10 protein-coding genes are annotated in these 10835 nt (G+C 72.0%); 5 read left to right on the top strand and 5 right to left on the bottom strand.

All coding sequences use genetic code 11. The features are described from left to right. Positions 1 to 150: 150 nt before the first annotated feature. The 3 genes from ACFVH5_RS27750 (at position 151) to ACFVH5_RS27760 (ending at position 4966) form a co-directional block, all read left to right on the top strand. Positions 151 to 1569, top strand: a complete 1419-nt coding sequence (locus ACFVH5_RS27750) for a phosphotransferase (protein ID WP_385836461.1) — start codon at positions 151 to 153, stop codon at positions 1567 to 1569. 5 nt (positions 1570 to 1574) lie between these two features. Further along, a complete protein-coding gene (gene glgB / locus ACFVH5_RS27755; protein ID WP_385836462.1) occupies positions 1575 to 3860 on the top strand; it encodes a 1,4-alpha-glucan branching enzyme in 2286 nt (761 codons plus the stop codon). A 203-nt stretch (positions 3861 to 4063) separates the two neighbouring features. Then, positions 4064 to 4966: a Gfo/Idh/MocA family protein gene (locus ACFVH5_RS27760; protein WP_385836464.1), complete on the top strand. Its 903-nt coding sequence runs from the start codon at positions 4064 to 4066 to the stop codon at positions 4964 to 4966. A 10-nt stretch (positions 4967 to 4976) separates the two neighbouring features. Here the strand turns inward: ACFVH5_RS27760 and ACFVH5_RS27765 are convergent, their stop codons facing one another. The 3 genes from ACFVH5_RS27765 to ACFVH5_RS27775 form a co-directional block, all read right to left on the bottom strand. Further along, positions 4977 to 5339 carry a DUF4180 domain-containing protein gene (locus ACFVH5_RS27765; RefSeq protein WP_385836465.1) on the bottom strand — a complete coding sequence of 121 codons (363 nt, stop codon included), beginning with the start codon at positions 5337 to 5339 and terminating at the stop codon, positions 4977 to 4979. A 57-nt stretch (positions 5340 to 5396) separates the two neighbouring features. After that, complete coding sequence (locus tag ACFVH5_RS27770; protein ID WP_385836498.1) at positions 5397 to 6737, bottom strand: MFS transporter; 1341 nt, start codon at positions 6735 to 6737, stop codon at positions 5397 to 5399. Positions 6738 to 6886: 149 nt separating this feature from the next. Further along, positions 6887 to 7468 carry a TetR/AcrR family transcriptional regulator gene (locus ACFVH5_RS27775; protein ID WP_385836466.1) on the bottom strand — a complete coding sequence of 194 codons (582 nt, stop codon included), beginning with the start codon at positions 7466 to 7468 and terminating at the stop codon, positions 6887 to 6889. 78 nt (positions 7469 to 7546) lie between these two features. On the opposite strand from ACFVH5_RS27775, the gene ACFVH5_RS27780 reads away from it, so the two are divergent. Then, entirely contained in the window at positions 7547 to 8581 is a 1035-nt protein-coding gene (locus ACFVH5_RS27780; protein WP_385836468.1) for a DMT family transporter, read from the top strand. On the opposite strand, the gene ACFVH5_RS27785 is transcribed toward ACFVH5_RS27780, so the two are convergent. Next, positions 8481 to 9128, bottom strand: a complete 648-nt coding sequence (locus ACFVH5_RS27785; RefSeq protein WP_385836469.1) for a LysE/ArgO family amino acid transporter — start codon at positions 9126 to 9128, stop codon at positions 8481 to 8483. The two genes, ACFVH5_RS27780 and ACFVH5_RS27785, sit on opposite strands and share 101 nt — an antisense overlap. 67 nt (positions 9129 to 9195) lie before the next feature. On the opposite strand from ACFVH5_RS27785, the gene ACFVH5_RS27790 reads away from it, so the two are divergent. Then, positions 9196 to 10128 (top strand): LysR family transcriptional regulator ArgP, encoded by a 933-nt coding sequence (locus ACFVH5_RS27790; protein WP_385836470.1) that lies wholly within the window; start codon positions 9196 to 9198, stop codon positions 10126 to 10128. Between the two features lie 30 nt (positions 10129 to 10158). Here the strand turns inward: ACFVH5_RS27790 and ACFVH5_RS27795 are convergent, their stop codons facing one another. Beyond that, positions 10159 to 10692, bottom strand: coding sequence for a hypothetical protein (locus ACFVH5_RS27795; RefSeq protein WP_385836471.1), 534 nt, complete (start codon positions 10690 to 10692; stop codon positions 10159 to 10161). Positions 10693 to 10835 lie beyond the last annotated feature (143 nt).

Consider the following 10835-nt stretch of genomic DNA (forward strand, 5'->3'; position numbering starts at 1 on the left):
CATCGGCGGCGTCCGCTTCCCCGCCATCGGCGAACTCCCCTACCTCCTCACCCTCGCCGGCCACGGCTTCTACTGGTTCCGCCTCCGCAAGGACGTCACTCCGCTCACCAGTCGCCGATTGACGGTGTGCTCCTGAAAGGACGGGTCGACATGTGCAAGGTCGTAGCACCCCGCCCCAGCGGCCACAGTCCGGCCCACCTGCTGACATCGCTCGCCGACCTGCTTCAGGCATGGCTGCCCGAACAACGGTGGTTCGCGGGCAAGGGCCGACGGGTCACGGACCTCTCCCTGCTCTCGGTGACCGAGCTCCATCCGGCCTGCCTGCACCTCCTGGTGAGCACCGGGGACGGCTCCTCCCCGTCCCGGCCCGGGGACTGCTACCAGCTCCTCCTCGGTGTCGGCGAGGTCCTGCCTCCCCGGCTCGCCCACGCCCGGATCGGGCGGGCGAGCCAGGGACCGCTGGCCGGGCTGACGGTGTACGACGCCCTGCAGGAACCGCGGTCGGCGGACCTGCTCCTGGAGCGGCTGCGCACACCGGGAACGGCGGGCCCGCTGCGGTTCGAGCGGGACGCGAAAGTGACCGTCCCCGCCGGTCTGACACCGCGGCTGCTCGACGTGGAGCAGTCCAACACCAGCCTGGTGTACGGGAACGCGTACATCCTCAAGATCTTCCGGCGGGTCCGGCCCGGCATCAACCCGGACCTGGAGGTGCCCTGGGCCCTGGCCCGCCAGGGGTGCACCCGGGTACCGGCCCCCGTGGCGTGGTTCCGTACCTCGGAGCCGCAGCCCGCGACGCTCGGTGTGCTCCAGCCGTTCCTGCCGGATGCCGTCGACGGCTGGACCCTGGCGCTCGAATCGCTCACCGCGGGACGGGACTTCCGGGAGGAGGCGTACGAACTGGGGCGCGCGACCGCCGAGGTGCATCTCGCACTGGCTGCCGCGTTCGCCCTCGGCGCGCCCACCGCGGACGGGAACAGACGGCTCGCGGCCGCGATGATCGAACGCCTCGACACGACGAGCCGGTCGGTGCCGGAGCTGCTGCCCCATGTGGACGGGCTGCGGGGCGCCTTCGACGAGCTGGCCGCCCTCGACTCGGGCCGCCCGGTGCAGCGGATCCACGGCGATCTGCATCTCGGTCAGGTGCTGTGGGCCGGGGAGCGCTGGTCCGTCATCGACTTCGAGGGCGAACCGGCCCGCCCCATCGCCGAACGCCGGCAGCCGCAGTCCCCCGTACGCGATGTCGCGGGCATGCTGCGGTCCTTCGACTACGCCGCCCGCAGCCGCCACCCGTGGCGTCCCGAGTGGGCCCGGCGCTGCCGTGACGCCTACTGCGCGGGATACGCCGTACAGGCGCGGTGGGACCCGCGTGCGCAGGGCGCGTTGCTGCGGGCGCACGAGACCGACCGGGCCGTGTACGAGGCCCTGTACGAGGCACGGCACCGGCCCGACTGGCTGCCCGTGCCGATGGCGGCGATCGCCCGGCTCGCCGAGCACGCCCCGGCACCGCCCGGCGGTCCGCCCACGCCGGTCCCTTCCTTCCACTCCTTCCACAGCGCTCAAGGAGGCTGAAAACCGTGGCAGCCCGCGATATCTCCGTACCCCTGACCCCGCCGCCGTCCGAGGACGTCCGGTCCGTCGAGGCCGGTCCCTCCGCACCGGGGCCGGGGGGACCCGGCGGGCGACCGCCGGTGTCCTCGATGGAGGTGACGAACCGGGAGCGGCTGCTGTCGGGCACCCATCACGATCCGCACGCGCTGCTCGGGGCGCATCCGGTGGCGGAGGGCGTCATCGTCCGTGCGCTGCGGCCGTTCGCCGAGTCCGTGGCGGTGGCGCTGCCGGACGGGCTGCGGATGCTGCTGGACAGCGAGGGCGACGGTCTCTTCTCCGGGGTGCTGCCGCTCGACGCGGTTCCCGAGTACACGCTGGTGGTCAGATACGCGGGCGGTGTCGAGCTGGAGGTGGACGATCCGTACCGCTTCCTGCCCGCGCTCGGCGAGCTGGATCTGCATCTCGTCCGCGAGGGCCGGCACGAGCAGCTGTGGCGGGCGCTCGGGGCCGAGCCGATGGAGCACCAGGGCGTGGCGGGCACCCGTTTCACGGTGTGGGCGCCGAACGCGCAAGGGGTGCGGGTCGCCGGGGACTTCACGTTCTGGGACGGCACGCAGTTCCCGATGCGTTCGCTGGGCGCGGCCGGGGTGTGGGAGCTGTTCCTGCCCGGTGTCGGCGAGGGCGCGCGGTACAAGTTCGAGATCACGTCCCGGCACGGCGACCGGTTCCTCAAGGCGGACCCGATGGCCCGCCGCGCCGAGGTGCCGCCCGACACGGCGTCCGTCGTCACCGCCTCGCACTACGAGTGGAACGACGCGCAGTGGCTGGCCCACCGCGGGGACACTCCGGTGCACGAGGCGCCGTTCTCCGTGTACGAGGTCCATCTCGCCTCCTGGCGACCGGGCCTGACCTACCGTCAGCTCGCGGACGAGCTGCCCGCGTACGTCAACGACCTCGGCTTCACCCACGTCGAGCTGATGCCGGTCGCCGAGCACCCCTTCGGCGGCTCCTGGGGCTACCAGGTCACCGGCTTCTACGCCCCCACCGCCCGGCTCGGCACCCCCGACGACTTCAAGTACCTCGTCGACGCGCTGCACCGGGCCGGCATCGGCATGATCATGGACTGGGTGCCCGCGCACTTCCCGAAGGACGACTGGGCGCTGGGCCGCTTCGACGGGGAGCCGCTGTACGAGCCCGGGGACGACCGGCGGGCCGAGCACCCCGACTGGGGCACGTACGAGTTCGACTACAGCCGCGTGGAGGTGCGCAACTTCCTCGTCGCCAACGCCGTGTACTGGTGCGAGGAGTTCCACATCGACGGACTGCGCGTCGACGCGGTCGCCTCCATGCTCTACCTCGACTACTCCCGGGACTCCGGTCAGTGGACGCCGAACGTCTTCGGCGGCCGGGAGGACCTCGACGCGATGGCGTTCCTCCAGGAGATGAACGCGACGCTGTACCGGCGGGTACCGGGGATCGTGACCATCGCGGAGGAGTCGACCGCCTGGGACGGCGTCACCCGGCCCACCACCGACGGCGGTCTCGGCTTCGGGCTGAAGTGGAACATGGGCTGGATGCACGACTCGCTGGAGTACATCAAGCACGAGCCCGTGCACCGCAAGTACCACCATGACGAGATGACGTTCTCGATGGTGTACGCGTACAGCGAGAACTACGTCCTGCCGATCTCCCACGACGAGGTCGTCCACGGCAAGCGGTCGCTGGTCTCCAAGATGCCCGGCGACTGGTGGCAGCAGCGGGCCACCCACCGCGCCTACCTGGGCTTCATGTGGGCCCACCCCGGCAAGCAACTCCTCTTCATGGGCCAGGAGTTCGCCCAGGGCGCCGAGTGGTCGGAAGCGCACGGGCCCGACTGGGGGCTGCTGGATCCGTCGTACGGGGCCGAGGCGGACCACCGGGGTGTACGCGACCTCGTCCGCGAGCTGAACCGTCAGTACCGGGCTTCCGGCGCGCTCTGGGAGCGGGACACCGATCCCGCCGGGTTCGCGTGGGTGGCCGGGGGCGCGGCGGAGGACAACGTCTTCGCGTTCCTGCGCTTCGGGGCGGACGGGGTGCCACTGCTCGCGGTGTCCAACTTCTCACCGGTCGTACGCCACGGGTACCGGCTCGGGGTGCCGGACGACGTGCCTGCCTGGCGGGAGGTGCTGAACACGGACGCGCTGTGCTTCGGCGGGGGTGGGGTCGCGAACGGCGATCCCGTGCAGCCGGACGAGCAGGCCTGGGACGGCCTCGCGGCCAGCATCCGCGTGACGCTGCCGCCCCTCGCGACGGTGTGGCTGCGCCCGGCGTAGGACCGGATTCCCTCGCCCCGCCGCCCCTACCCTTCCCGTCAACGACTCAGGGGCGCTGCCCCCGAACCCCCGGTCCTCAAACGCCGGACGGGCTGAAAGCAGGGGCGCGGGGAACTGCGCGACCAGCCCCCACCGGGGTCGCGGAGTCCGTTCGTTGCTACGGTCGCCGCTTCCGGCAATGATCCCGCGCAGATTGGACTCCCGTGGCCGACAACGCCTCCCCCTGGCCCCACTCCCCCGTCAAGGTCGGCCTCGTCGGCGCCGGCCCGTGGGCCCGCGGAGTGCACGCGCCCGTGCTCGCCGCCGGACCCGAGACCGAGCTGACGGCGGTGTGGGCGCGGCGCCCCGAGGCCGCGCAGGAGACGGCCGAGCCGTACGGAGCCGTCGCCGTGGCGCGTTTCGAGGAGCTGCTCGACCGGTGCGAGGCAGTGGCCTTCGCGGTGCCGCCGGACGTCCAGGCGGACCTCGCCGGGCGTGCGGCGAAGGCGGGCAAGGCCCTGCTGTTGGAGAAGCCGATCGGCCTCGACGTGCCGTCCGCGCGGCGGCTCGTCGACGCGATCGACGAGGCCGGGGTCGTCTCGCAGGTGGTCCTGACCAACCGCTATCACCCCGTCGCGCAGGAGTTCCTGCGGGCCGCGCGGGACATCGAGGTGTCGGGCGCCCGCTCGGCCGGGCTGAGCGGCGCCTTCCTCGGCGGCGACTTCGCGACTCCCTGGCGTCTTGAGCACGGCGCGCTGCTGGACATCGGGCCCCACGTCCTGGACCTCCTGGACGCCGCCGTCGGTCCCGTCGTGCGGGTCCGCGGCACCGGGGACCCCCGCCGGTGGATCGAGCTGACCTGCGAGCACGAGAGCGGTGCGGTCAGTCAGGCCTCGCTGTCCGGGTCGGTCGACGTGGAGCCCGGCATCATGCGGGTCGAGCTCTTCGGCCCCCGTCCCGGGCTCGTGTACGACAGTGCGGACCTCGATCACGACGAGTGCTGGCCCGTACTGCGCCAGGCCTTCGCCACTGCGGTACGGACCGGGGTGTCCGGCGAGCTCGACGCCCGCCGCGGCCTCTACCTCCAGGAACTCATCGCGCAGGCCGCGGAGGGCGTTCAGGGCTGAGCCCCAGCCCTCAGCCCTTCATCCGCTCGTCCAGTTCCTCCGCGTCGGCGACGAACCACGTCTGCCGTCCGCGGTTGCACTCCCGTACGAAGTCGCGCAGCGCGGAACTGTCGGCCGTATGGCGGGAGATGTCTCCGAGGACCACGAGCCCGAGGCGGTAGTTCGCGAACTTCTGGACGATGTCCCCGGCGACGCGCGTGCTGAGTTCGAAGAACGCTTCGTCCAGGCGCCCGGCGGGGACGACGGCCCACCGCGCGCCCTGGTAGGAGGCCTCGCCGATGATGTCCAGGGCGTCCCGTTCGCTGCCGATGGGCTCACCTTCGGCGGCGTACAGGAAGACGGGCACGTCATGGATCGTCCGCAAGGTGTTCATGAACGGCGAGGCTAGTTCGCCGCGCGCGCGGAAGCGACGTAATTCGTGGGCGGTGGCTCAGGTGCTCGCGCTGTAGCGGCGCAGCGCGGGCATCGTCGCCGCCAGCACCAGCATGGAGACGACGACCAGCAGGCCGCCGCCCGCGACCGCCGTCCGGGCGCCCAGCGCCGATCCGGCCGTGCCGTGCAGCACGTCGGCCAGTCGCGGGCCGCCCGCGACGACGACCGTGAAGACGCCCTGCATGCGGCCCCGGAGTTCGTCGGTGACGGCGGAGAGGAGGATGGCGCCGCGGAAGACCATGGAGACCATGTCGGCGACTCCGGCGGCGGCGAGGAACGCCACGGCCACCCAGAGGTTGGCGCTGAGCCCGAACCCGGTGACGGCCACGCCCCAGGCGACCACCGCGACGATGACCATGAGGCCGTGCCGGCGCGCCCGCGAGAAGGTGCCCGACATGAGTCCGCCGAGCACCGCGCCGATGGGGATCGCCGCGAAGAGCAGTCCGAGGGCCAGGCCCTCGCCGTACGGCGCGTACGTCTGCGAGGCGAGCTGAGGGAAGAGCGCGCGGGGCATGCCGAAGACCATCGCGATGATGTCGGCGAGGAAGGACAGCAGCAGCACCTGGTTGAGCGAGATGTAGCGGAAGCCCTCCGCGATGCCCTTCAGGCCCGCTCGGCCGGCCGCCGCGGTGGCGGTGGCCAGGGGCGGCAGCGCGGGCAGCCGGTAGACGGCCCATACGGTGGCGCACAGGGCCACGGCGTCGATCAGATAGAGCTCGGCGAGGCCCACGACGGGTATGAGCGCTCCGGCGAGCAGCGGTCCCGCGACCAGGCCGGTCTGCATGACGGTCGAGCCGAGCGCGTTGGCCGCGGCCAGTTCCTCCTTCGGTACGAGCCGGGCGATGGAGGCCTGGCGGGCCGGGGAGTTGAGGCCGAAGAACGCCTGCTGGACGGCGAGCAGCACCATCAGGACGGCCACCGAGCCGAGTCCGGTGACGGCCTGGATCCAGAAGAGCAGGGAGGTGACGGCTATGCCGGTGTTGGTGACGAGGAGGAGCTTGCGCCGGTCCACGGTGTCCGCGATCGCGCCGCCCCAGAGCGCGAAGACGACGAGGGGGAGCAGTCCCGCGAAGCTCGCGTAGCCGACCCAGGCCGAGGACCCGGTGATGTCGTAGATCTGCTTGGGTACGGCGACGGCGGTGAGCTGGCTGCCCACGGCGGTGACGATGGTCGAGGACCACAGGCGGCGGTAGGCGGGGCGGCGCAGCGGCCGGGTGTCCATGGCCCAGCGGCGCCACCCGCTGCGCGGCCCGTTCCCCGGGTCCGCCGGGCGCGACGGCCCTTCGGTCGCGGTCCGCGGTTCCGCGCTGTCGTCCGCACTGCTCCTGCTGGTGTCCACACCCGTCCTGACGGCTCTGCCCGCTCTGATTGTCAGATACATCTTTTGATCAGAGGTTCACTATCGCCGATGCGGAGCGATCTTCGCGCGGCGGGTCGGTCCGTGGACAGGCCGACGGGTCGCCGGGTTTCCGGCCAGGGGCCGGGCGGTCAACGGATCAGGAGGGCCGCCGCCTGCTCGCGGGCGTGCTCCAGGGCGCCGGGGAAGATACGCAGGCCGAAGGCGACGAGCGCGCCCTCGTGGAGCAGCATCAGGCTCCGGCCCAGGGAGTCGGCCGCGTCGGGTGCGAGCGGGCGTACGAGGTCGGTGAACAGGGTGAGCATCCACTGCTTCTGGCCGGTGATGATCGCGTACGCCGGGTGGGACGGGTCGTCGATCTCCGCATGGGCGTTGACCATGCTGCAGCCCCGGGGGCTGTTCGCGTCCATCCACTCGCGCGACACGTCGAAGACGGTCAGGACGCCGTCCCGGGGCGATGCGCAGACGTCGAGGCGGGCGGCGAGATACGCGCGCCAGCGCTCGTCGCGGTCGGCGAGGTACTCGACGACGAGCTGCTCCTTCGAGCCGAACCGGTCGTACAGCGTCTTCTTCGTGACACCGGCCTCGGCGGCGATCAGATCGACGCCGACGGCGTGGATCCCCCGCTCGTAGAACAGTCGCCCGGCCGCGGTCAGGGCGCGACGGGCGGCAGGGGTCAGCGGTACTCGGCGGGGCGCGTCCGTGCTGCTCATCCACCCATCGTAGACCGATCTGTATACTCGACCGACGTAGGTATACAGATCTGTCTACTCCTGGAGGTGTGCGCTGCCGTGAACATCCTTCTGTCGATCGCGTTCGTGGGGGCCTGGAGCTCCGGGTTCATCGGGGCCAAACTCGGGTCGGGCAGCGCCTCGACGGTCACGCTCCTCATGTGGCGCTTCCTGCCGCTGGCCCTCGTCCTCGGTGCCGTCGCCCTGACCACCGCCCGGTCCTCCTGGCGCGGCCTCGCACCCCGTGACCTGTTCCGGCAGGCCGGCGTCGGACTGCTCTCGCAGAGCGGCTATCTGCTGACCGTCTACTACGCGATAGAGCTGGGCGTCTCCAGCGGGACGACCGCCCTCATCGACGGTACGCAGCCGCTGGTGGCCGGAGCGCTGGCCGGGCCGCTGCTGGGCGTGGCCGTCTCGCGTACGCAGTGGCTCGGTCTCGGGCTGGGCGTGGCCGGGGTCGCCGTCGTCACCACGGCCGACGCGGGCGCCACGACGGGCGTCGCGTGGTGGGCGTACCTCGTGCCGTTCCTCGGCATGCTCAGTCTGGTCGCGGCGACGTTCCTGGACCGGAGGTCCCGCGCGGACGTCGGGCCGATGGTGTCGATGACGGTCCACGCCGTCACCAGTGCCGTCGTGTTCACGGTGCTCGCCGCCGTCGGCGGGGGCCTGACGCCCCCGGCGGACGGTTCCTTCTGGACCGCGGTGGTGTGGCTGGTGACGCTCTCCACGTTCGGCGGGTACGGGCTGTACTGGCTGATCCTCAGGCGCTCCGGGGTGACCGAGGTCAACACGCTCATGTTCCTGATGGCCCCCGTCACGGCCGTGTGGGGCGCGCTGATGTTCGGCGAACCCTTCGGGGCGCAGACGGCGGCGGGACTCGGACTCGGTCTGCTGGCCGTCGCCGTCGTGCACCGGGGCGACCGGGGTGGCCGGAGCGATCGGGGTGACCTGCGCGCGAGGGGCGCCCGGCGGCGGTTCGCGGCGGCCGGTCCCCTCACACCCCGGCGATCAGCGTGGCACCGAGCACGATCATCGTCGCGGCGATCAGAGCGTCCAGTACCCGCCATGCCGACGGGCGGGCCAGGAGAGGGCTGAGCAGCCGGGCGCCGAAGCCCAGGGCCGCGAACCAGACCAGGCTGGCGACCACCGCGCCGAGGCCGAAGGTCCAGCGCCAGGGCCCGCGGTCGGCCGCGATGGAGCCGAGCAGGAACACGGTGTCCAGGTAGACGTGCGGGTTCAGCCAGGTCATCGCCAGGCAGGTGAGCACGGCCCGGCGGCGCGAGCCCCCCGCTCCTGCCACGCCGGCCGCCCCGGACACTCCCGCCGATCCCGTCTCCAGGGTCAGCGCGGACGGTTTCAGGACCCGGCGTGCGGCGAGGCAGCCGTATCCGATCAGGAAGAGGCCGCCGATCAGCCCGACCGCGGTGAGCACCGAGGGCCAGGCCACCACCACCGCGCCGACACCGCCGACGCCCAGCGTGATGAGGGCCGCGTCGGAGAGAGCGCAGATGGCCACCACGGCGAGTACCGCGTCCCGGCGGACGCCCTGGCGCAGGACGAAGGCGTTCTGGGCGCCGATGGCGACGATCAGGGAGAGGCCGGTGCCGAACCCGGCGGCCGTGGCGGTCAGAGCGCTGTTCACACCCTCCACGCTAGGAAGCCGACCATGGAGAAGTACAGCTAAAGATTCTTACGTATCCTTAGCGTTCGTGATGACAGACCTCCCCCTGGACCAGGTACGGACCCTGCTGACGGTGGTGGACGAGGGGACCTTCGACGCCGCGGCGGCCGTGCTCCATGTGACGCCGTCCGCGGTGAGCCAGCGGGTCAAGGCCCTCGAACAGCGCACGGGGCGTGTGCTGCTGATGCGTACGAAGCCGGTTCGGCCGACCGAGTCCGGTGAGGCCGTCGTGCGCTTCGCGCGGCAACTGGCCCGGCTGGAGCGCGACACGCGGGCCGAACTGGGCATGTCCGGCACCGAGGAGCCGGCCCGGCTGTCGATCGCGGTGAACGCCGACTCGCTGGCGACCTGGTTCCTGCCCGCCCTCTCGCGCGTGTCCGGGGATCTGCCCGTCTGCTACGAGCTGCGCCGCGAGGACCAGGACCACACGGCCGCGCTGCTGCGCGAGGGCCTGGTGATGGCGGCCGTCACCTCGTCCCCGGACGCGGTGACGGGCTGTTCGGTCCGCGGCCTCGGCCGTATGCGGTACGTCCCGGTGGCGGGCCCCGCCTTCGCCGCGCGGTGGTTCGAGGACCGGCCGGGCACCACGCTGCGGGACGCGTTCGCCGTCGCGCCCGTGGTGACCTTCGACCGGCGGGACGACATCCAGGACGCCTTCGTCCGCACGCTCGTACGCGGCGCCCACGGTCCCCGGAGTGCGAGCGCGGTGCGGCATCTCGTGCCGACCTCCGAGGGCTTCGTCGAGGCCGTCGCCGCCGGGATGGGCTGGGGCATGGTCCCCGAGGTGCAGGCGGCGCCGCTGCTCGGCGCGGCGCGGCTCGTCCGGCTCGCGCCGGACCGGCAGATCGACGTTCCCCTGTTCTGGCAGCAGTGGAAGCTCGACTTCCCGGCCTTGGCCGCCGTCGCCGAGGCCGTCTCCGCGGAAGCCGCCGAGGCCCTGGACGGCGGCCCGACCGCTTGAACGAACGCGAGCCGGGACCGGTCGCACGGCTCAGGCGGCCGGACCGGACCCCGCTTCCCGCTCCAGGTAACTGATCACCTGCGCGGCGAGGCTGTCCTGCGCGGCGTCGGCGCGGGCGCCCACTCCCACGGACGGCTCCTGCGGGCCGATGCCGCCCGACCACAGGTACCGCTCCGTCCACTCGTCGTCGACCTTCAACTGCACCTGGATGTCGACCAGTGACAGGCAGCTCTCCGGCGCGGCGGCGTACAGGACGGAGGTGACCCGGCGCAGCGGGTAGACGTCGAAGCCCTCGATGAACTGGGAGTTGCGCCAGTCGAGGAACGCGCTCTCGCCGTCGGCCCCGACGCGGACGTCGAGTTGACCGTCCTCCAGATGGATGCCGAAGTGCACGGTCGTACGGTTCTCGACGGTCACCCGGAACCGGAAGTAGACCTGGCCCTCGGCCGCGTCGTCCCGTCCCCGCGGCGGCTCGGCCTTCTCCAGACCGTGGACGCGAACGCGCAGGCCGGCATGCCCGTCGTCGTACTCCTGCCAGTCCCCGACCACATTCGGCTCGTACACGTTCCACCTCTCGACCCCAGAGGGCTGCTTCCTATCTGGGCGGGCGACGGGGTGTCAAATGAGCAGAATGGGCGGTGGCCAGGGATTTCGCCCCACTTGATCACTGATCAAGCCGTGCGCAGCCAGAACCCTCGCCCCAGGTG

The organism is Streptomyces sp. NPDC127119 (assembly GCF_042677425.1).
GTDB lineage: Bacteria > Actinomycetota > Actinomycetes > Streptomycetales > Streptomycetaceae > Streptomyces.

Excerpts from the sequence above, each read along its gene's own strand:
- ACFVH5_RS27750 (WP_385836461.1), top strand. The coding sequence starts at position 151 with ATGTGCAAGGTCGTAGCACCCCGCCCCAGCGGCCACAGTCCGGCCCAC.
- ACFVH5_RS27765 (WP_385836465.1), bottom strand. The coding sequence starts at position 5,339 with ATGAACACCTTGCGGACGATCCATGACGTGCCCGTCTTCCTGTACGCC.
- ACFVH5_RS27775 (WP_385836466.1), bottom strand. The coding sequence starts at position 7,468 with ATGAGCAGCACGGACGCGCCCCGCCGAGTACCGCTGACCCCTGCCGCC.